At 69.3% G+C, this 21,283-nt stretch carries 18 protein-coding genes; 11 read left to right on the top strand and 7 right to left on the bottom strand.

Going from position 1 to position 21,283, the window contains the following annotated elements; all coding sequences use genetic code 11:
* The 6 genes from ctaD to QZ749_RS23290 all read left to right on the top strand — a co-directional run bounded on the left by ctaD (nt 1) and on the right by QZ749_RS23290 (nt 7,874).
* Entirely contained in the window at nt 1-2,541 is a 2,541-nt protein-coding gene (ctaD, locus tag QZ749_RS23315; RefSeq protein WP_296952178.1) for a cytochrome c oxidase subunit I, read from the top strand.
* Nucleotides 2,538-2,867 carry a hypothetical protein gene (locus QZ749_RS23310; protein ID WP_296952175.1) on the top strand — a complete coding sequence of 110 codons (330 nt, stop codon included), beginning with the start codon at nt 2,538-2,540 and terminating at the stop codon, nt 2,865-2,867. Before ctaD ends, QZ749_RS23310 begins: the two co-directional genes overlap by 4 nt.
* 300 nt (nt 2,868-3,167) lie before the next feature.
* Nucleotides 3,168-3,734 (top strand): DNA-3-methyladenine glycosylase I, encoded by a 567-nt coding sequence (locus QZ749_RS23305; protein WP_296952208.1) that lies wholly within the window; start codon nt 3,168-3,170, stop codon nt 3,732-3,734.
* Nucleotides 3,735-3,738: 4 nt separating this feature from the next.
* Nucleotides 3,739-5,400 (top strand): FAD-dependent 5-carboxymethylaminomethyl-2-thiouridine(34) oxidoreductase MnmC, encoded by a 1,662-nt coding sequence (gene mnmC / locus QZ749_RS23300; protein ID WP_296952172.1) that lies wholly within the window; start codon nt 3,739-3,741, stop codon nt 5,398-5,400.
* Nucleotides 5,401-5,466: 66 nt separating this feature from the next.
* Nucleotides 5,467-6,171, top strand: coding sequence for a sensor histidine kinase KdpD (locus QZ749_RS23295; RefSeq protein ID WP_296952168.1), 705 nt, complete (start codon nt 5,467-5,469; stop codon nt 6,169-6,171).
* A complete protein-coding gene (locus tag QZ749_RS23290; protein WP_296952165.1) occupies nt 6,168-7,874 on the top strand; it encodes a tetratricopeptide repeat-containing response regulator in 1,707 nt (568 codons plus the stop codon). The genes QZ749_RS23295 and QZ749_RS23290 overlap by 4 nt, the downstream gene beginning before the upstream one ends.
* Before the next feature lie 157 nt (nt 7,875-8,031).
* On the opposite strand, the gene QZ749_RS23285 is transcribed toward QZ749_RS23290, so the two are convergent.
* The gene (locus QZ749_RS23285) at nt 8,032-8,829 is read right to left on the bottom strand and encodes a PhaM family polyhydroxyalkanoate granule multifunctional regulatory protein (RefSeq protein WP_296952162.1); all 798 of its coding nucleotides are present in this window, start codon (nt 8,827-8,829) and stop codon (nt 8,032-8,034) included.
* 120 nt (nt 8,830-8,949) lie between these two features.
* Here QZ749_RS23285 and QZ749_RS23280 point away from each other — a divergent pair, with 120 nt between their 5' ends.
* Nucleotides 8,950-10,113, top strand: coding sequence for a DUF3108 domain-containing protein (locus QZ749_RS23280; protein WP_296952160.1), 1,164 nt, complete (start codon nt 8,950-8,952; stop codon nt 10,111-10,113).
* 1 nt (nt 10,114) lies between these two features.
* Nucleotides 10,115-10,870, top strand: coding sequence for a DUF3108 domain-containing protein (locus tag QZ749_RS23275; protein WP_296952158.1), 756 nt, complete (start codon nt 10,115-10,117; stop codon nt 10,868-10,870).
* A 50-nt stretch (nt 10,871-10,920) separates the two neighbouring features.
* On the opposite strand, the gene QZ749_RS23270 is transcribed toward QZ749_RS23275, so the two are convergent.
* The 3 genes from QZ749_RS23270 to QZ749_RS23260 all read right to left on the bottom strand — a co-directional run bounded on the left by QZ749_RS23270 (nt 10,921) and on the right by QZ749_RS23260 (nt 12,302).
* Entirely contained in the window at nt 10,921-11,097 is a 177-nt protein-coding gene (locus tag QZ749_RS23270) for a hypothetical protein (protein WP_296952155.1), read from the bottom strand.
* A gap of 78 nt (nt 11,098-11,175) precedes the next feature.
* Nucleotides 11,176-11,589 carry a glutaredoxin domain-containing protein gene (locus QZ749_RS23265; protein ID WP_296952152.1) on the bottom strand — a complete coding sequence of 138 codons (414 nt, stop codon included), beginning with the start codon at nt 11,587-11,589 and terminating at the stop codon, nt 11,176-11,178.
* Between the two features lie 281 nt (nt 11,590-11,870).
* Entirely contained in the window at nt 11,871-12,302 is a 432-nt protein-coding gene (locus tag QZ749_RS23260) for a hypothetical protein (protein WP_296952150.1), read from the bottom strand.
* Between the two features lie 294 nt (nt 12,303-12,596).
* Here QZ749_RS23260 and QZ749_RS23255 point away from each other — a divergent pair, with 294 nt between their 5' ends.
* Genes QZ749_RS23255 through QZ749_RS23245 form a run of 3 tightly spaced genes read left to right on the top strand, consistent with a single transcriptional unit; the run spans nt 12,597 to nt 17,548 of the window.
* The gene (locus QZ749_RS23255) at nt 12,597-13,994 is read left to right on the top strand and encodes a hypothetical protein (RefSeq protein WP_296952148.1); all 1,398 of its coding nucleotides are present in this window, start codon (nt 12,597-12,599) and stop codon (nt 13,992-13,994) included.
* Nucleotides 13,987-14,712 carry a hypothetical protein gene (locus tag QZ749_RS23250; protein ID WP_296952146.1) on the top strand — a complete coding sequence of 242 codons (726 nt, stop codon included), beginning with the start codon at nt 13,987-13,989 and terminating at the stop codon, nt 14,710-14,712. Before QZ749_RS23255 ends, QZ749_RS23250 begins: the two co-directional genes overlap by 8 nt.
* A gap of 7 nt (nt 14,713-14,719) precedes the next feature.
* Nucleotides 14,720-17,548 carry an ATP-binding protein gene (locus QZ749_RS23245; protein ID WP_296952144.1) on the top strand — a complete coding sequence of 943 codons (2,829 nt, stop codon included), beginning with the start codon at nt 14,720-14,722 and terminating at the stop codon, nt 17,546-17,548.
* A gap of 114 nt (nt 17,549-17,662) precedes the next feature.
* Here the strand turns inward: QZ749_RS23245 and QZ749_RS23240 are convergent, their stop codons facing one another.
* The 3 genes from QZ749_RS23240 to QZ749_RS23230 form a co-directional block, all read right to left on the bottom strand.
* Nucleotides 17,663-18,001 carry a hypothetical protein gene (locus QZ749_RS23240; protein ID WP_296952141.1) on the bottom strand — a complete coding sequence of 113 codons (339 nt, stop codon included), beginning with the start codon at nt 17,999-18,001 and terminating at the stop codon, nt 17,663-17,665.
* A 66-nt stretch (nt 18,002-18,067) separates the two neighbouring features.
* A complete protein-coding gene (locus QZ749_RS23235) occupies nt 18,068-19,153 on the bottom strand; it encodes a hypothetical protein (RefSeq protein WP_296952139.1) in 1,086 nt (361 codons plus the stop codon).
* A gap of 65 nt (nt 19,154-19,218) precedes the next feature.
* Nucleotides 19,219-21,186: a DUF4214 domain-containing protein gene (locus QZ749_RS23230; RefSeq protein ID WP_296952137.1), complete on the bottom strand. Its 1,968-nt coding sequence runs from the start codon at nt 21,184-21,186 to the stop codon at nt 19,219-19,221.
* Between the last annotated feature and the right edge of the window lie 97 nt (nt 21,187-21,283).

Genomic DNA, 21,283 nt, shown 5'->3' with positions numbered 1-21,283 from the left:
ATGACGACACCCGATACGCACGACCCGTCCAGCGCATTGCCGAGCGGATTGCCAAGCTCCCTGCCGCGTCCGCCCGGCGAGCTGGAACGCCTGGAAGCGGTCTGGCGCACGCCGACCGGCTGGCGCTTCTTCAAGACGGTCAACAACACCAACATCGGCCTGCTCTACATCGGCACCGCGCTGCTGTTCTTCGTGCTGGCCGGCGTGCTGGGCCTCTTGATCCGGCTGCAGCTGGCGGTGCCGGAAAACACCTTCCTGGGCGCGGGCACCTACAACCAGGTGTTCACGATGCACGGCACGGTGATGATGTTCCTGTTCGCGATCCCGGTGGTGGAAGCGCTGGCCGTCTACCTGCTGCCGAACATGCTGGGCGCGCGCGACCTGCCGTTCCCGCGCCTGTCCGCCTATGCATACTGGGCCTACGCGATCGGCGGCCTGGCCTTCTTCTGCACGCTGTTCGTCGGGCTGGCGCCGGATGGCGGCTGGTTCATGTACCCGCCGCTGACCGGCATGCAGTACTCGCCCGGCATGAACGCCGACTTCTGGCTGCTGGGCATCGGCTTCATCGAGATCTCGGCGATCGCCGGTGCCATCGAACTGATCGTCGGCATCCTGTTCACGCGCGCGCCGGGCATGACGCTGGGACGCATGCCGGTGTACGCCTGGGCCATGCTGGTCGTGGGCCTGATGATCGTGTTCGCCTTCCCGGCCGTGATCGCCGGCACCGCGCTGCTCGAGATGGAGCGCGCGCTCGACTGGCCGTTCTTCATCGCCGAGCGCGGCGGCGACCCGCTGCTGTGGCAGCACCTGTTCTGGTTCTTCGGCCACCCCGAGGTCTACATCATCTTCCTGCCCGCGGCCGGCATGGTCTCGACCATGGTCCCGACCATCGCCGGCACCCCGCTGGTGGCGCGCCGCGCGATCGTCGCGGCGCTGCTGGGCGTGGGCGTGTTCAGCTTCGGCCTGTGGGCGCACCACATGTTCACGGCCGGCCTGGGCGTCATGGAGATGGGTTTCGTCTCGGCCGCCAGCATGGCGGTGGCGGTGCCGACGGCGATCCAGGTGTTCGCCTGGATCGCCACGCTGTGGAGCGGCAAGGTACGCCCCGGCACGCCCACGCTGTTCCTGCTCGGCTTCATGTTCATCTTCGTGCTGGGCGGCCTGACCGGGGTGATGGTCGCGGTGATCCCGTTCGACTGGCAGGTGCACGACACGTATTTCATCGTCGCGCACTTCCACTACGTGCTGATCGGCGGGATGGTGTTCCCCGTGTTCGGCGCGATCTATTACTGGCTGCCCCTGATCAACGGCAACCGGCTGTCGGAACGGCTGGGACGCTGGGTGTTCGGACTGATGTTCGTCGGCTTCAACGTCGCCTTCTTCCCGATGCACGTCACCGGCCTGCTGGGCATGCCGCGCCGCGTCTACACCTATCCGGCCGACATGGGGTGGAACGGCCTGAACATGGTGTCCACCGTCGGCGCCTTCCTGTTCGCGCTCGGGGTCGTGCTGTTCGCCGTCGACGTCGCGCGCACGCTGCGCCGGCCGGCCAGGGAGGTCGGCAATCCCTGGAACGCGCCGACGCTGGAATGGCTGACGTCCGAGGACTACGGCAACCGCAGCATCCCGCGCATCACGTCCGGCGATCCGCTCTGGGACCAGCCGACGCTGTCGCGCGAGGTCGACGAAGGCCGCCACTACCTGCCGCAAACCGCCACCGGCCGGCGCGAGACCATCGCCACCAGTCCCGTCGGCGCCGAACCGCGCTACCTGATGATCCTGCCCGGCGACAGCTGGCTGCCGCCGCTGGCCGCGGCCGGCACCGCCGCCTTCTTCCTGCTGCTGACGATGAAGCTGACGATCCCGGCCTGGATCGGCGGCATCGTGGCCGTCGCCGCGGTCATCGGCTGGCTGTGGCAGGTGGACCGCCGCCCGCCGCAGGCCGACGCGCAGGTGGCCGACGACCTGCGCCTGCCGGTCGGCGCGACCGGCCGCCGTTCGCACTCCTGGTGGGGCACGATCATCATGCTGGTCGTGGACGGCAGCATCTTCGCCTCGTTCGGCTTCGCCTACATCCACGTCTCGATGCGCCTGCAGGTGTGTCCGCCGCCCGGCAGCGCGCTGCCGCCGACGGGCCAGGCGCTGCTGTCCGGCTGCCTGCTGGCGCTGGGCTCCGTGCTGGTCTGGCTGGCCACGCGTTCGCTCGGCCGGCGCCGCCTGCCGTGGCTGGCGCTGGCGGCGCTGCCCTGCGCGGCCGCGGCGTTCGCCATCGACCTGGCCGGCCTGCGCATGGCGGGCCTGGACGGCACCGCCAGCGCCTGGGCCGCGGCCATTTCCGCGCTGGCCGGCTACCAGGGCCTGCACATCGCCGTGCTGGCGATCCTCGCGCCCTACCTGGCGCTGCGCGCCTGGCGCGGCCACCTGGCCGCCAACAGCCGCGCCACGCTCGACAACATCGCGCTGGTCTGGCACTACACGACGCTGCAGGGCATCGCCATGCTGGTGCTGGTGCGCGCGATGCCGCTGTTGATGGAGCCATGATGGACGAGCGATTCTTGCGCCGTTGCCTGCGCGCGACCCTGCCGCTGCTGGTGTGGATCCTGCATTTCGCCTTCCTGTACGGCACGGCGGCGGCGCAGTGCAGCCCGGGCGGCCTGCGCGCGGGCGGACCCGACCGCGCATTGCTCGGCGGCGCCACCGTGCTGGCGATCGGCGCCTGCGCCTGGCTGGCCTGGCGCGCCCGCCACGTGCCGCATAGCCCGCATGCCGGACTGCTTGACTGGGCGCGCCTGGTGCTGGCCGTGCTCGCGCTGGTGGCCGTGACGTGGAACGGGGTGCCGTTGCTGTTGACGGCCGGCTGCGCCTGAAACGACGACGGCGCCCAGCCTGCGCGGCGCCAAAAAAATGCCGCCCGCGCAGTGCTGCGCCGGGCGGCCAATCCAAGCCGATCACTTGGAGGAGACAGGGAGCCACCAGTGTTACCACCGGAGGATGTTCAGCAGATTGGGACGGCGCCCCGGTCCTCAAGATGCGCGATGGGTAATCGAGGACGCGCCATGCTGTCGGACCAGGCCGACGGCCAGCGGGCAACAGTGGCCGGCGTGGTTCCGGCAGGCATGACCGATCGCCGCCATTGCCGCCGCGCGGCGGCGGCGTATACTGGCGCCATGAACGAGATCCGCTGCTCCTGGGCCAATATGGCCAACCCGCGCTACATCGCCTACCACGACCACGAATGGGGCGTGCCGTGCCATGACGAGACGACGCTGTTCGAGATGCTCAACCTCGAAGGGGCGCAAGCGGGCCTGTCGTGGGAAACCATCTTGAACAAGCGCGACAGCTACCGCGCCGCGTTCGACGGCTGGGACGCCGACAAGATCGCGGCCTACGACGACGCCAAGGTGGCCGCGCTGCTGGCCAACCCCGGCATCGTGCGCAACCGCCTGAAGGTGGCTGCGGCCATCAACAACGCCAAGGCCTACCTGCGCATGCGCGCCGAGGGCCTGACGCTGGACGGCTGGCTGTGGGCCTACGTCGACGGCAAGCCCATCGTCAACGACTGGGACACGAGCGCGCGTCCCGCCCGCACCGAACTGTCCGACCGCATCGCCAAGGACCTGGCCAAGCGCGGCTTCAAGTTCGTCGGCTCGACCATCATCTACGCCTACATGCAGGGCATCGGCATGGTCGACGACCACGACCGCGGCTGCCTGTGCCGCCTGCGCCGGGCTTGACGCCATGGACATCCGCGAGTACTGGAACGCCTGCGCGCGCTACACCGTCTTCGACTCGCGCCATGCGGGCGGCGCCGACGTCGGCGTGCTCACCGACGTCTGGCGCACCGATCCGCACCGCCCGCCGCACCTGCACCTGATCGCCGTCTGCAACCACCTGCCGCCGGGCTTCCACCGCATCCCGCAGGCCGAGCACGGCCTGACCCTGGACCTGGTCAGCGCGCCGCTGGAGACGGCGCTGGCCCAGCTGTCGGCGCGCGTCGACCTGTTCCGGCTGAACGGCCTGGAGCAGGCCGGCACCGCCTTCGTCCGGCCGCTGGCGCGCGTGGCGAATGCCGGCGCCCAGCTGCTGGGCCATGGGTTGAGCGCGGAACAGGTGGCGGCGCTGCAGGCCCAGGGCTTCGTGTTCGAGGCCGACGGCCAGCGCGCGCGCTTCGCCAGCCGCAAGCCGCGCCCGGCGCCGCCGCCGGCGCCGGAGCGGCGCGCCATCGTGCTCGGCGGCGGCATCGCCGGCTGCGCCGCGGCCGAGCGCCTGTGCGCGCGCGGCTGGCAGGTGACGCTGGTCGAGCGCCATCCGCAGCCGGCGATGGAAGCCTCGGGCAACCGCGCCGGCATCTTCATGCCGCTGCTGTCGAAGGACGACAACGTCCCGACGCGCCTGACGCGCGCCGCCTTCCTGTTCGCGCTGCGCCACTGGGAGCGCCTGGGCGGCATCGGCCGCGCCATCGAGGGCGATGCCTGCGGCGTGCTGCAGCTGGCGCGCGACAGCAAGCATGCCGACGTCGCGCGCGCGATCGCCGCCAGCGGCGCCATCGCGCGCGACTTCGCCGAATGGCTGGAGCCGGCGGCCGCGCAGGCCCTGCTCGGCCTGCCGGCGCCGGACGGCGGCTGGCTGTTCCGGCAGGGCGGCTGGGCCCGTCCCGCCAGCGTCTGCGCGGCGCTGCTGGCCGCCTGCGGCAGCCGGCTCGAACAGCGCTTCGGCGTCGGCGACGTGACGATCGAGCGCAACGGCGCACAGTGGGAGGTGCGCGACGCCGCCGGCACGGCCATCGCGCATGCGCCCAACCTGGTGCTGGCCAACGGCGCCGGCGCGGCGCGCATCGCGCAGGCGGCGCCGCTGCCGCTGACGGCGATGCGCGGCCAGGTCAGCCACGTGCCGGCCGCCATGCTGCCGGCGCTGCCCGTCGTGCTGTGCCGCGAAGCCTACCTGACCCCGCCGCGCGACGGCCTGTGCAGCGCCGGCGCGACCTACGACCTCGACCCCGATCCGCAGCTGTCGCCCGCCAGCCATGCGGAAAACCTGGACAAGCTGCGCGGCCTGCTGTCCGACCCGCACGCGGCCGCAGGCGCCCCGCTGCAGGGCCGCGTGGGGTTCCGCACCGTCGCGCCGGACCGCCTGCCGCTGGTCGGCCGCCTGCCGGATTTCGCTGCCGCCGGCAGCACCGAGCGCCTGCGCGACGTGCCGCGCCATCCCGGCCTGTACGCGCTGCTGGGCTATGCCTCGCGCGGCCTGATCTGGGCCGGCCTGGCGGCCGAGCTGCTGGCCGCCCAGATCGAGGGCGAGCCGCTGCCGCTGGAAGCGAGCCTGGTGGACGCGCTGGACCCGGCGCGCTTCGTGTTGCGCGCACGCCGCAGTCCGCGCGGTCCGCAGGCGCCCGACTGTTGATCCTTGTCCTGCAACTGGAAGTTCCAACGCTATAATTAACGTCAGGAAACATTTTTACTGACGGCCATGGACGAACCCCAACATCCGCACGAGCACGAACTATTCCTGTTCCTTGCCTCGACCGCGCACGACATGAAGAACTCGATCAGCGTGCTGTCCGGCACGCTGGAGCGCCTGATCGCGGACGCGTCCGGGACGGATCCCGCCTATCCGCAGCTGGCGCACATGCTGTACCAGACCAAGCGCCTGAACGACAACCTGATGCAGCTGCTGGCGCTGTACAAGAAGGTCGGCAAGCCGGACTACCCGTTCGACCTGCAGCCGCTCGAGATGGGCCACCTGGTCGACCAGGTCGTGGCGATCGCGCGCGTGCTGCTGGGCTCGCGCGGCATCCGCCTGGAACTCGACTACGACCGCGACCTGGTCTGGCACGTCGACGAGGACCTGGTGGTGGGCGTGCTGTCGCACGCGATCAACAATGCCATCCACTACACCTGCGATACCGTGCGCCTGGCGATCCGCGAGACCGACGGCTGCCTCGCGCTGCGCGTCGAGGACAACGGCCCGGGCTATCCGCCGGCGCTGCTCAAGGCCGGCGCCAGCGCGGCGCGCGACGTCGGCGTCAACTTCCTCACCAACAGCACCGGCCTGGGCCTGTACTTCTCCAGCGAAGTGGCGAAGATGCACCGCCACCGCGGCCGCCATGGCGCGCTGCACCTGGAAAACGGCGGCCGCTACGGCGGCGGCTGCTTCATCCTGACGCTGCCATGAGTGCCCCGTCGAGCGGCGCGGCCGGCAACGGCGCCGACCAGGTCGACTGGGCCGACAAGAACTACCTGGTGGTCGACGATTTCGTCGGCGTGCGCCAGCTGCTGCGCGAGAGCCTGCGCAGCCTGGGCGCGAAGAACATCGACCAGGCCTCGTCCGGCGGCGAGGCCGTCGGCCTGCTCTCGCGCATCCGCTACGACGTGGTGCTGTGCGATTTCAACCTGGGCGACGGCAAGAACGGGCAGCAGGTGCTGGAAGAGGCGCGCGCGCGCAACCTGGTCAACCCGAGCACGGTATGGCTGATGGTGTCGGCCGAGAAGAGCGTGGAATCCGTGATGGGCGCGGCCGAGCACCAGCCGGATGCCTACCTGATCAAGCCGATCACCGAGGGCGTGCTGCTCACGCGCCTGAACCGCGTCTGGCACCGCAAGCAGATCTTCCGCCTGATCGACCAGGCCTATGCCGAAAAGGATTACCTGCGCGCGGCGAAGCTGTGCGATGCCCAGATCGAGGCGCACAAGGCCCACGAGCTCGACCTGCTGCGCATGAAGGCGCGCCTGATGGAAAAAAGCGGCGAGCCGGCCCGGGCGCGCGAGGTGTACGAGCGCGTGCTCGAACAGCGCGAATACCAGTGGGCGCGCGTGGGCATCGCCAAGATCCGCATGGCCAACGGCGAGTTCGAGCAGGCGCGCCAGCTGTTCCAGGGCGTGATCGCGGAAAACCGCCATTTCATCGAGGCCTACGACCAGCTGGCGCTGGCCTACCAGAACATGGGCAAGCCGGAAGAGTCCTGCGCGATCCTGGAGCGCGCCGCCACGCTGTCGCCGAACTCCGTGCCGCGCCAGCGCAACCTGGGCAATATCGCCCTGAAGATCGGCAACGTGCCGCTGGCCGAGAAGGCCTTCCGCAAGTGCATCGCGATCGGCGAATACTCCGTCATGAAGACGGCCGACGCCTACGTGGGCCTGGCGCGCGTGCACGGCCAGAAGAACGACCCCAAGGAAGCGCTGCGCCTGCTGCTGGCGGCCCAGCGCGAATTCGGCGCCGAGCAGCCCGACATCCCGCTGCGCGCCAAGGTCACCGAGGGCCTCGTGTACCACGAGAGCGGGGACTTCCGGCGTGCGCGCCAGGCCGGCGACGAGCTCGAGGCGCTCTTGAAGGCGACGGCGGAACGGCCCGACATCGGCACCTGCCTGGAACTGGCGACGCTGCTGTTCGCCGTCGGCGTGAAGGAGGCGCCGGTCGAGCTGCTGTGCTACGTGATCCGCAACAACCACGACAATCCGTTGCTGCTGGAGGACGTGCAGAAGATCTTCGACAAGGCGCGCCTGGGCGACGAGGGCCTGGCGCTGATCCAGGCGTCGAAGAAGGAAGCGACCGACCTGATGAACCAGGGCGTGCTGCTGTGGAAGACGGGCCGGCTGGGCGAGGCCGTCGCCTGGATGCGCGACGCGCGCCGCAAGGTGCCGAACAACCAGCGCATCCTGTTCAATGCCGCCCAGATCCTCGTGTCGACGATGCAGCAGCAGGGCTACGATCCGGCGCTGTCGGCCGAGGCCTACGAGGTGCTGCACCACGTCGACCGCCTGCTGCCCGGCCAGCAGCGTTTCGCGCAGCTGATGGAGCAGCTGGCGCTGCTGCAGCCGGCGGCGGAACAGGACAAGGAAGACGGCAAGGACGCCGCCAGGGTCGACGAGGTGGCGTGACCCGCACTGGCCGGGTCGTCGAACCGGCGGTGGCAGGGGGGACGGCTGTGCCGTCCACGCGTTCGGGCGGCACCTGCATCACTCCGGCGCCGATCCCGTGCGCGGCAAACCGGCTGGCGCGTATCGCGGCATGGACGGGAAACCCGTCCACCCTGCGTCAAGCCTTGTCCGCCTTCGGCCGGCCCGCCCGCACCTTGCCGTTGCCGCCGGCCCGCCCCGCCGCGGGCGGCGCATCGGCCGCCGGTCCGTCCTGCTGCGGCCCGGCTTCCTGCTCCGGCTTCTTGATGCCGGCCCCGTCCGCCGGCGTCATCGCCGCGCTCACGGCCTGGGTGAATTGATCTTGCAGCATGTTCCACCAGGCCATGGCGGCCGGCACGCCCATGGCGGCGGCCGCCGCGGCGGCGGCATTGTCCGGCGCGCCGCCGGCTGGCGGCAGCGGCGTCGCGGTGCCGGGCTGGGCCGAGCCGCCGCCCGCCGCGGAGGGTTGCGGCGCGGGCGCCGCAGCGGCGGCCTCGGCGGGCTTGGCCGGCCTGCTGGCCGCCGCGCCCTGCGCCGGTGGCGCTGACGACGGCGACGACGACGACGGCGACTGCGCCGGCGCGCCGAAGAAGGACGTGAACGGCATCGCGGCCATCTTCTCGGCGCTGACGCCGGACTGGCGCATGGCCTCGGCCATCGAGGCGCTCATCGACTTGAGCGTGGCCAGCGTGCCGCGCTGGACTTCGAGCGCCTGGATGGAGCCGCGCAGCATGCCCAGGTTCAGGTTCAGCCAGGACTCGACGGCCTTCAGGTCGGCGATGCGCTTGTCGAGGTCTTCGATCGACAGCGGCGGCCCGGCCATGCCGGACATGCCCGGCAGGCTGGCGCCGGGAAGGTGCATCGATCCCCACAGGTTCTTGACGAAGTCCAGCGTGTCCGTCATCCCGGGAATGGTGGAGGCAGGTGGTTTCAGCATGGTCGTCTCGCTCCGTTGATCCGTATCCGGAACAGCCTAGCAGATAAGCGGGCGGCCTCAAAGCCATTCGCGCAGGCGCCGATCCGGGCAGCCGCGGTCCGGACACGCTACACTAGGCGCATGAGTACCGTCATCGCATCGACCCGTCGTCGCCGGCAACTGGCATTGGCTGCGCTCACGGTCCTGCTGCACGTGCTCGTGTTCGACTGGTTCGGCGGCCAGCTGGGGCGGCCGTCCGTGCGCCATGCCGGCGTGCCCGACGCCATGACGGCGCAACTGGTGCCCGACGACGCGCCGCCGCCGCCCGCGCCCGTGCCGCCGCCGCAGCCGGCGTTGGAATCGCCGCCGCCGCTGCCCGAGGTGCCGCCACCGCCGCTGCCGCCATTGCCACCGCCGCCCGCTGCATCGCCGCCGCCGGTACCGCCGGTGGCCGTGGCGGACGCGGGCGCGCCGGCCGCCACCGATGCCGCTACCGATGCCGCTGCGGTGCCCGATGCCGCCGCCGCCGGGCAGGGAAGCGCCGCCGCCGCGCCGGCCGGCGTACAATCGCAGCAGCAGGCGGATGCGCCCGCGCCTTCTCCCGTGCCCGCCGCCCCAGCCGCGCGCCGCTACCGCGTCGACCTGCCGCCGCCGGCCGACATCACGCTCGACGTGGTGCGCATCGACCCCGACGGCACCCGCTGGGATGGCGACGCGCTGCTGTCGTGGACGATCGCGCCGACGGGCTACAAGGTGCGCGTCGAGGCGGGCATCCGCGTCGTGTTCGCGCACGTGAACCTGCTCACGCTGACGAGCGAGGGCACGGTCGGCGACGAGGGATTCGTCCCCACCTTGATGACGGAGAAGCGGCGCGGGCGTTCGTTGACGGCCTCGCATTTCAGCCGCGACGTCGGCCTGCTGACGTTTTCGGCCTCGCAGGCCCGCTACGGCATCGCGCCGTACGCGCAGGACAAGGCCAGCCTGCCGCTGCAGCTGGCGGCGATCGCGCGGGCCGATCCGCAGCAGCTGTCCGGCACCGTCGACATCCAGGTCGCCGAAGACCGCGACGCCGCCATCTACAGTTTCCAGGTGGCGGGGCAGGAAGACATCGAGACGAAGCTGGGCCGCATCGCCACCTGGCGCCTGGTGCGTCCGCCCAAGCCCGGTTCCTACCATTCGCGCCTGGAGCTGTGGCTGGCGCCGGAGCGGGGCTGGTATCCGGTACAGATCCGCAATACAGAGGCGAATGGCGCCGTGACCACGCAGACCGTGAGCAATATCGTAACCAAGAACGCAGGAAGCTGAGATGAAGACAATGATGACACTGGCGGGCGCCGCCTTCGTACTGGCGCTCGGCGCCAATGCCCATGCGGCCGACGACGAGCACCCGTCCGTCAAGCGGCAGTTCGACCTGCCGCCGTCGGCCGACCTGGCGTACACGATCAGCGCGCGCCAGCGCGGCCTGGCCCTGAACGGCGACGCCACCCTGACCTGGCGCGCCGGCGACGGCAAGTATGCCGTGAGCGCCGAATCGCGCGTGGCCGTGCTGGGCAAGCTGACCGAAAACCGCAGCAGCGGCGCCATCGACGCGTACGGCCTGGCGCCGAACGAGTTCTACGACAAGCGCTTCCGCAAGGAGGCGGTGACGGCCACCTTCGACCGCGGCGCGAAGACGATTTCCTTCAGCGACGGCGACAAGACCTACCCGATCCGCGGCGGCGAGCAGGACCGCGTGTCGATCTCGTGGCAACTGGTGGGCGTGGCGCGCGCCGCGAAGGACAAGTTCAAGGCGGGATCGGAATGGCAGTTCTTCGTGGTCGGCCCGCGCGATGCCGATCCGTGGACGTTCCGCGTCGTCGGCCGCGAGAAGGTGCAACTGGGCGGCACGCTGGGCGAGGTCGACGCCGTGCACGTGGCGCGCGCCACGCCGCCCGGCTCGCGCGAGCAGACGCTCGACATGTGGCTGGCGCCGTCGCTCGAATGGTATCCGGTCAAGCTGCGCTTCACCGAGGGCGAGCGCGAGACGGTCGAGCAGACGCTCGAGCGCATCGGCAAGAAGTAAACGCACAAGGCCCGCGCGCTGCGCGGGCCCCGTTGCCGGCCTGGGTCAGGTCAGCACTGCGCGAAACACTCCTCGCGCTCCGCTTCACAGGTGGCGGGGTCGCCACCCCAGCTGATGCAGCTGCGGTAGGCCGCCGCGCACAGGCCCTGGCAGCTTGCGGCCAGCGCCGGCGCCGAGGCGGCGCCCACGCCGATGGCGAACATCAGCAATGCGATTTTCCGGTTCATGCGTTTCTCCCTTGGTGGTGACAATGAACTGCACGGATCGGCCGGCATCCCCCGGCCGCATGGGTCCTGCAACCGGTCTTACAATGGCGCGTTCTTGAGCCTGGACAGCGCGGCGTCGATCGCATCCTTGTCGAAGCCGACCAGCTGGCGGTCGCCGATCAGGATGACGGGCACCGCCTTGCCGCCCAGCCTGGCGAAGTCCTGCCGGCCCTTGTCCGACTTGGCCACGTCGAAGTCGCCGAACGCCACCTGGCGCGTCTTCAGGTAGGCGCGTGCCTTGGCGCAGTAAGGGCAGGTCTCGGTGCCGTAGACCACGACGCGGGTCCGGGCATCCGGGTAATAGGCGTTGAAATTGCCCTCGCTGTACTTCGGCATCAGCGCCCGCACCGCCTGCGGCACGTAATGGCCGGCCGCGAGGCCCCCGGCGAGGATCAGGCCGTAGACCGCGATCGCCCTGGCCGTCCTGGCGAACGCGTTCGTTCCCCCGGCCATGGTCAGCTTCCCTGGCCGTCGCACGGTGCGACGACGAATGTCTTGCTCATGATGTTCTCCCTGTATGGCGTTAGCCGGAACGCGACGATCCCTCTGGAAAACCAGTGTTGCTCTTCATGTGACATATACGCGAAGAATACGTAACATCTAACATTGTTGCGTTAGAGTCAATGCGTGATGGATAGATGTTGAAAAAATCATGCACACATGCGGCCGGCGCATGCGCGGGGAGGAGACACGGGGAAGGGAAGTGGCCTGCCCGGACGGGCAGGCCGGGACAGTCACTGCTCGGGATGCGGATCGTCCGGCGTATCGTTTTGCCAATGCAGGGTCAGTTCGCGCGGCGCGGTGCCGACCTTGACGGTGCGCTTGAACGTCTTGCCCTCGGCCGCGGCGCTGATGCGGTAGGTGCCCGGCGCCAGCCTGGCATAGAACATCGGCCCCGTGTTCGGCACGCTCAGCAGCGTGGCGCCCCTGGCGTCCATGATGTCGAGCTGGACGTCGGAGCGGTAGGCGCCGCTCTGCCTGGTGGCGAAGGTCAGCAGCAGGTTGTAGTCGGCGCGCATGGCGCGCATGGCGTCCTGTTCGTCCTGCCCGACGCCGCCGTTGACGTAGCCGATGCCGTTCTGCTGCTGCGGCGTGGGAGCGGCACTGGCGGGCAGGGCCAGGCAGGCGGCCAGGGCGATGGCCGCGCCGGCGATGGTGCGTTTCATGGCATTCCTCCTTATTTATCGGATTGCCTTATCAATAGGCATCCAGCACAAGATGAAGATATAAATATGGCAAGGTTTATTATCCATCAAGTGCGCGGCCGAAAGCGCGCGGCTGGGATGACGATCGTTGCCCGATTGATAAGTCCGGCGCTCTTTTCATTCCGTTGCATATTCGTCAGATGTGACATCCCGCCTCGCCATCCTTCTTAGTTGCCACTCCTTAACTGTTATACTGACGCCCCCGCGCCCGTCTCCCGACGGCTTCCGCGACCCGCGAAACTGGCAAGCCTTACGATGATCGACAACCTGGCAGCTTCCGCCGCCGACCCGCATTTTCCAGCGCAAGACGAGATCGACCCGCTGCAGGCCCACTTCCACGAGGGAGTCGCGCCCGACGAGATCGAGCAGGTCTACCACCTCAAGCGCGCGCAGCCGATGCTGCAAGCCTTCACGGCCCTGTTCCATGGCGCGCAGGACGGCGTCATCGTGCGCCTGCTGGTGCTGCGCGACCTGGCGGCCGACAGCGCGACCACGGCCTTCTCGCGCGCGGACATCAACCAGAAGTTCGCCTACCTGATCCCGGAAAGCCTGGAGACGGTGCTGGGCCGGCTGCGCAGCCACGGCCTGCTGGCCTGGGACAATCCGGCCGCCGTGTACCGCATCACGCCGCTGGCGCGCAACGTGCTGGCCGCGCTCGACACGCTGCTGGCGCTCGGCAAGCCGGAAGAAGACGAGGCGGAAATGGGCTTCCTGCTGTCGCAGGTGGCCGGCGCCCAGGCCGTCGGCGGCGTCACCGTCGAACAGCTGAAGCACCTGCTGGGCCGCCTGGTCGAGCTGCACGAGGAATTCCGCGACGCCATCGCCTCCGGCTCCGAGTTCCGCCTGCGCGCCTCGCAGGCCAAGTGGCACATGGCCTGCGACTGGGTCGAGAAGGGCTCGACGATCCTGCGCGCCATCACCTCGGACGAGCGGGCCGATTCGGCCACGCACCGCGCCGCCCAGGCGATCGGCCGGGCCCAGTCGCAGCTGCTGAACATGCAGGGCATGTTCTCGCGCGCGCTGAACCAGATCGAGCGCCAGCGCGTGCACCTGGGCCAGTCGGGCCTGTCCACCACCGACATCAAGCGCTGGCTGCTGGCGCACGAGGACCTGGCCAGCCTGGCCGCGGACGCGATCGATCGCCCGGTGGTGCCGCTGTTCACCACGCCAGCCGAGATGATCGACGTGGCCGAGACCGAACTGCTGATGGAACGCGCCGTGAACCTGGCGCCCGGCCGCCTGCCCAGCGGCGAAGACGCGCCGCTGACCGTCAACGACAACCCGGCGATGCAGGCGGAACTCGACGACTGGATCCGGCGCCTGTCCGATTTCGCCAGCCTGGGCAACTTCCCCGCGATGGCCGACGGCGCGCCCAGGAGCGTGCCGATCCAGGATTCGCTGCTGCCGGCCAGCTTCGCGGTGGCGTCCTACCGCGCCTCGCTGCTGCCGCTGCTGGGCGACGCCGCCGAGGCCAACCTGCAGGGCGCGACCGCCGAGCTGGCGCGCCTGCCCGTGCGCTTCGCGTCCGAGGACGAGATGGTCGCGCTGGACGATCCGCACGTCGCCGCGATGTCGCGCGCCACGCTGTCGCTGGACCTGAACCTCGACCTAGACCCCCATCCAGACCTGGAAAGCAAGACGCAAGATGAATGACGATGCCCAAATCCTGATCGCGCGACTGCTCACGCACCAGACCCTGCGCCGCGACGACAAGGTGGTCAAGCGCGCGCTGTCGGACGACACCTTCCGCGCCGAAGTCGACAAGCGCCTGCTGGAGTGCGGCCTGAAGCTGCTCGACAACGTGTACGCGGACCACGTCACGCTGGCCCTGCACCGCAACGTCGAGCCGAAGATCTTCGGCGCCAAGGACATCTGGCAGAACAACAATTTCGGCCTCACGCGCGACGGCGTGGCGCTGCTGGTGGTGCTGTGGGCGCAGATCATCCTGCCCAAGCGCCAGCGCCAGGAAACCCACCAGTCCATCGACGTCGACCAGTCCGACATGTTCGACAAGGACAACCCGATCCCGCGCGCCGAGGACACCTCGATCGGCATCTCGTATTCCGCGCTGCTGGCCGACTTCGGCGACAAGCTGGGCAAGAAGACCCGCATGGACATGAACCTCGGCCTGCTGTCCAAGCTCGGCTTCATCGAGCGCCGCGGCGACGAGATCCTCGAAGGCCCGCTGCTGGACCTGCTGATGGACACCGACCTGCTCAAGGAGCGCATCATCAACGGCGCGCTGGCGGACGTGTTCAAGCGCGCGCCGCTGGCCGTCACGGCGCGCCGTCCGGCCAGCGAAGCGGCCAACGATGCCGCGGCGGTCGCGGCCGACCCGGCCGCCGCCGACACCGACACGACCCAAGGCTAGGACACGCATGTTCCACATCAAATCTCTCGAGCTGGTCCACTGGGACTACTGGCAGCGGATCAAGAACATCCCGCTCGACGCCAAGATCATCACCATCGCCGGCCAGAACGGTTCCGGCAAGACCACGCTGCTCGACGCGCTGCGCACGCTGTTCGGCCTCGACTGCTCGATGGGCCGCACCTACAAGCACTACGCGCGCCACTCGGGCCAGCAGAGCGCCTGGATCCGCGCCGTCGTCGACAACAAGCCGAGCGGCCGCCAGCTGTCGAACCGCCCGTTCCGCCACAGCGGCTTCTTCAGCGACGACGAAGTCACGCTGTTCTGCCAGGTGCAGAAGAACGGCGGCGACTGGAAGCGCCAGTACCTGATGCGCCCCGGGAACATCGAGATCGAGGAAGTCACCGACGCCACCGACTGGCTGGGCGTGGAGAACTACCGCAAGCGCCTGGCCTCGGCCGGCCTGTCGCCGGCCATGTCGAAGGTGCTGGCGCTGGAGCAGGGCGAGACGGATAAGCTGTGCGAATACGCGCCGCGCCAGCTGCTCGACCTGGTGTTCCAGGTGTTCGGCGACAAGGAGGTGCTGGACGCCTACGACGAAGCCAAGCGCCACCAGCGCGACACCGAGACGGAGCTCAAGCGCTTCGAGGCCGAGCTGGAAACCTCGCGCCTGAACCTCGAGGGCCTGCGCCTGCGCGTGGCCAACTACCACCAGTGGGAAGACCTGCAGAAGGAACGGCGCAACCTGGTCGAGGAAGTGCTGCCCAGCCTCGAGTACCACGAGGCGCGCGAAAAAGCGGCGAATACCAGCCGCGCGCTGCGCGAGGCGAGGAAGCCCCTGGCCCAGGCCGACAGCATCCTCACCGAGAAGCGCAATGCGCTGGCGGCCCAGCAGCGCGCGCTGACCGAGGCGCAGCAGCAGGAAGTCAAGCTGGAACAGGAAGCCACCGAACTGGCGGCGCGCCTGACCCAGCTGAACGGCAAGCTCAAGCCGCTGGAAAGCCTGCTGGAACAGAAGGAACGCCTGAACCGGCTGGCCGCGGATGCCGGCGCCGACATCGCCGAGGTGGCGGTGCAGCTGGAAGCCAGGGAAGCCGAACTGGCCAAGAAGAAGGCCGAGCGCGAGGCGCTGGCCACGCGCATCGCCGGCGAGCTGGCGACCGTCTCCGCGCTGCAGGGCAAGACCACCATGCCGGAACCGGAAGCCCAGCGCCAGATGCGCCGCGCGCTGCGCGATGCGGGCATCCCGCACGCCATGCTGTCGGACATCGTCGAGGTGACCGATCCGAAATGGCAGGGCGCCGTCGAGGGCGTGCTGGGCGGCTACGCCTCGGTCGTGCTGCTGGAGCGCGCCAAGGATGCGCCGGCGGCCTACAAGCTCGCGGAAAAGGAACGCTACCGCCACTTCATCGTGCCCGACTGCGTCGACGCGCCGGTGGTGCGCGACGACACGCTGCTGTCGGTGGTGCGCTTTTCGAGCGCGGCGCCGGGCTGGCTGATCGACCAGCTGGAGCGCATCGAGCGCGTCGATTCCGTCGATGCCGGCTTCAAGAGCGATGCCGACGAGTGGATCACGCCGGACGCCTACCACCGCGAGCGTCGCGGCGGCCGTTCGCTGTTCGTCGAGCCGGCGCGCTACCGCTTCGGCGCGGCCGGCAAGACCCAGCGCCTGGAAGCGATCCAGAAGCTGCTGCCGTCGCTGGAAGCCCAGGAAGACACGCTGACGCTGGCGATCAGCAAGCTGGCGTCGGAAGTATCGAGCCTGCGCGTGCGCATCGCCGGCGTGGACGCGGCCAAGGAACTGTCGGCGCGCCAGGCCGAGTTCGAGGAGGCCGGCCGCGCGCTGGCGCCGCTGAAGGCCGAGCGCCTGGAAGTGGGCGCGCGCCTGGGCGAGCTGCAGCTCCTGATCAAGAACGCGACCGTCACGCGCACGCGCGCCGACACGGTGTGGCAGAACGCGCGCATGGCGCTGTCGGAAGCGGAAGCGGGCATGCGCCTGAACCACCGCCGCCAGATCGACCAGCGCAGCGAGCACGCGCGCGAGCTGCTGGCGCTGCGCCGCAACTGGCGCCACGTGCCGCAGTCCTGGCGCAACCCGCAGCAGCGCGCGGCGCTGGTGGCGACGCACCAGAACGCGCACCAGGTCAAGCTGCGCATGAACACGCTCGACAACTCGCTCGAGCGCGGCAACTGGGAACAGGATCCGACCGTCATCGACCAGTACGCGCGCCTGGACGAGCAGCTCTCGGGCCGCCAGGTCGAGACCGAGGAGCGCCGCTACCAGAACAACCGCGCGATCGAGGCCACGGCGAACGCGCGCGGCGCCTACATCGAGCGCCTGCGCTACACGATCAAGACCTATTCGAAGAACATCCGGGAACTGGGCGAACTGGCGAACATCGAAGTCACGGCCGACCCGGTGCGCCTGGAGAACGACGACGTGCAGCTGGCCCAGGCCGGCCTGCACGTGCGCTTCAAGTTCGACGGCAAGGGCCAGATCGGCATGAACGACGGCGAGGCGTCGGGCGGCCAGCAGGTCATGAAGTCGCTGGTGCTCTTGATCGGCCTGCTGAAATCGGAAGAGGGCTCGGGCGGCTTCGTGTTCATCGACGAACCCTTCGCCCACCTGGACATCCGCAACATCCAGCTGGTCGGCGAGTTCCTCAAGAACACCGACGCCCAGTACCTGATGACGACGCCGCTGACCCACAATACCGACGTCTACGACCCGTCCGACCTGACCCTCATCACCAGCAAGAAGAAGAAGGACGTGCAGTGGGCGCAGCCGATCTTCGTGCTGCAGCGGCGCAAGGAAGGCGAGGAGCCGAAGGCGGCGTAAATTGTTCGCGTTCGCGTCGGGATGGCATTCGATGCGGCCGCGGGGCATGCATGCGTCACGCGTGGGCAGCGCGCGCGCAGTGTCGACGCGGGCGGCGGGGTGGAGCTGCCCACCCTACGGTTGGCCGAAGGCCTTCAACAGATAGGCCGTATCGCGCCGCAGGATCGATTCGTTGAAGCCCAGCTGCACCTTGCCGTCCTGGACCTTCCCGATCCGCACGTTGGCCGCGCGCAGGCGCTCTTCCAGCCCATCCAGGCGGTGCGGCGCGATCGCCAGTCCGGCGAGATTGCTGCCGTCGACGACGCGCTGCACCGTGAAGCCGGCCGTCCGCTCCAGCCCCGCCAGCAGGCGCTCTCCCGCCGCGCTGCCGTACTGGGCCCGGGCCTGGCCTGCCGCCAGGCCCAGGGAAATGGTCGGCAGGGTGCCGAGGAAGCGGCGGCGGTCGAGCGTCATGGGGGCTCCTTGGAGGATCGTTAACGAAAAACCCCGCCTTGCGGGCGGGGTCGGAGGCGGGGCCGATCAGGCGCTGTGGAAGGAGATCGTTCCCGTCTTGTCGATGTAGACGCTACCGGCGGCGTCGATCGTGCCGATGAGCTTGATCACATAGTCCGCGCCGTCGATCGTGCCGTTGCCGTCGGCATCGACGACGAGGAAATTCTCGTGTCCGCCGCCGGCGACGGCGAAATCGATGAAGGTGCCGGAAACCTTGCCGTGCCCCGGGAAGGTGATGGTGCTTTTCTGCACCAGGGCGGCGTTGAGCAGCGCCAGCAGCTCGTTGCCGGTTTCCGTGCCGGTGAGCGACTTCTCGCTGGCGATCGGCATGTAGATGCCGTCGAGCTGCACGGCAAAGTCGAAGACCTGCGTGTGCGCGACGTCGGTGGCACCGGTGCCGAAGACGACGGTGTCGAAGCCGTGCGCCGCCATGTCGTCGGCGACGACGGTCGATTCTTCCGCGCTGCGGTACAGGAACCAGCTGCCGCCCGCGCCCGCAGCGATCGTGTCCGCGCCTTTGCCGCCGTAGACGACGCTCAGCTGGTGGGAGGCGTCGTTGGCCGCGCTGCCGACGGCCTGGATGGTATCGTCGCCGTCGTAGGCCCAGACGTAGTTGCCGGCCAGCGTGTCGGCGCCGTCGGTGCCGAGGCCATAGGTGATGCCCGCGTGGTCGGAATGGACGGTAGCGCTCGGCCCGACGCCCAGGATGCCCTGCACGGCGGTCTGCTGGACGCCCAGCTTGACGTCGACGCCCGCGAGCGCGCCGCCGGACTTGGCGCCGGTCGCCACCTGGACGACGTCGTCGCCGTCGACCAGGTAGACGTTGCCGTCCTTGTTCGCCCGCAGCACGATGCCGTCGTCCGCCGCCTTCGCCGTGAAGGTCGTGAACGGGCCGCTGATCTGCTGGACCAGGCGCAGCGTGTTGCCGGCGGCGTCCTTGGATTCCAGCATGATCGTCGCATCGCCGTGGCTCAGGTCGATGTCCTTGAACGTGATCGTCTTGGCGACCCGGTCGATCTGCTTGTCGGCCAGGCTCCAGTCGCCCTTGGTGCCCAGGATGTAGAACAGCGCCTCGGCCTTGTTCAGGTCGAGCGTGCCGGTGTAGCTGAACACGACGTCGGCGTGGGCCAGGTCGGTATGGTTGCTGCCCGGCGCGCCGCCTTCGACCGAGGCCAGCTTCAGGCCTGGGCGGGCGCGACGGTATCGACGACGAGCTTGAGCGCATTGGTGGCGCCGACGTTGCCGGCGGCGTCCGTGAACACGTAGCGGATGTAGTGCAGGCCATCGGGCAGCAGCGTGCTGTCGCTGGTCGAGACCCAGCTGCCGTCCTTGCCGGTGTCCGAAACCTGGAACTCGTGGGACACGGACGTCTTCGAGCCGTAGACGTTGACCACGTAGTCGGTCGAGTTCACGGTCAGCGTGTCGGAGCCGCTGTCCGTGCCGTCCACACCGGCGAACGCCATCGTCGGCGCGAGCGGGGCCTGGACCGTGTACTTGAACTGGGTATTGGTGAACGCGTTGCCGTCCGCCTTGTCGTAGGTGCGCACCAGCAGCGACTGCGCGCCCGCGCTGCCGGCATCGACGATCGCCGTGCCGTCGCTGCCGGTCGTGCCCTTGGTCCAGGTCTTGCCGTTGTCGAAGCTGTACGCCCAGGTCTCGCCCGCGCCCAGGCCGCCGATCTTGACCTGGCCGTTCTTGGTGATCTTGTCGGTGGCGCTGAGGCCGGTGTCCTCGACCAGTTCCACCGTGGGCGACGGCTTGGACTGGTCCATGATGAGCTTGAGTGCGTTGGTCGGGCTGACCTTGCCGTCCGTATCGGTGACGAGGTAGCGGATGTAGTACTGGCCGTCCGGCAGCTGGACCGATTCGTCGGCCGTCGACCAGCTGCCATCCTTGCCGGTGGCCGACACCTGGAACTGCGCCTGGGTGCCGGCGGCCCTGCCGGCGACGTGGACGAAGAAGTAGAGGGAGTTGGCGGTCAGCGTGTCCGTGGGCAGGTCCTTGCCGTCCGGGCCGCTGAAGGCGATCGTGGGGGCGATGGTGTAGTGGAAGGCGGTGACGTCGCTGGCGCCGTCCGCGCTGACGGTGCGAAACAGCAGCGCATGCGCGCCGGTCCCGCTCGTGTCCAGGGTCGCCACGCCACCGACGGCGGCCGCGCCCGTGGTCCAGGTCTTGCCGTTGTCGGCGCTGTACTGCCAGGTCGCGCCGTCTTCCACGCCGCTGACCTGGAGCTTGCCGTTGGCGGTGACCTTGTCGGTGGCGTCGATGCCGGTATCCTCGACCAGGCGTACCCGCGGCGCGCTCGGCGGCGGCGGCTCTTCCGGTACGGTGGCGACCGGCGGCTTGGTGATCTCGATGGCCGCGCCCAGGCCGCCCTTGTCGACGGCCGCGCCGAGATTGGCCAGCGACGTGCCGGCAGGCAGGGAATTCAGCAGGCCGGTCACGCCGCCGCCCTGCTGCAGCGTGGCCAGCGCGGCCGGGTCGCCGGCCGCGGCCTTGGCGATGCTCGTCAGCGCGTTGATCGCGCCGACCGGATCGGCTTGCCCGCTGGTCGTGGCGAGCACGGCGCTGAGCTTCCCGTCGGCGGCCAGGGTGGAGATGATGGCCGGATTGTCGTGCGCGGTCTGGACCAGCGCGGTGCTGGCGGCGACCAGCGACTTGACCTGGTCCGCACCGGTAGCCGTCGTGACGGCGGCCATCAGCACGCGCGCCGCCTCGATGGCGGCGTCGCCGTCGTAGGCCACGCCCGATGCCGTCACCGCGGCGGTGAACTGGGCCGCCACTTCCTGGCGCAGCGTCGACAGCGCGAGGTCCTGGTCCTGGGCGCCGCCCACGATCTGGATGGCGATGTCGCCCAGGTTGACGTTGCCCTTCTCGAGGGCGCCGAGCCAGTAGTCGAGGCCGGCCTGGTCCGGCGCGCGGCTGAACAATTGCTGGTAGATGGCGGTGACGCGTTCGGCCGGCGTGCCGGTGCCGAAGTGGTCGGTCGCTTCGGTCGAGGTCGAGAAGGCGTCGACGATGGCGCTGAAGTCGCCGTCGCTGTCCTCGAGCGCTTGCGACCAGAAGGCGAGCCCGGCCGGATCGGCCGGGCGCCCGTAATAGGCCAGGTAGAAAGCGGTGACGGTGGCGTCGTATTGTCCAGCCATAGGGTTCCTTGGAATCGGTGAGAGAAGGAATTATTTCTTTTTGGAACCAAAACTATAGCATTGGCAATACGATAAGTAACTGTGGGGTTTAAATATC

The sequence above is a fragment of the uncultured Massilia sp. genome (assembly GCF_913773735.1).
Taxonomy (GTDB): domain Bacteria; phylum Pseudomonadota; class Gammaproteobacteria; order Burkholderiales; family Burkholderiaceae_D; genus Telluria.
This window is presented reverse-complemented; position numbering and strand designations above follow the sequence as displayed.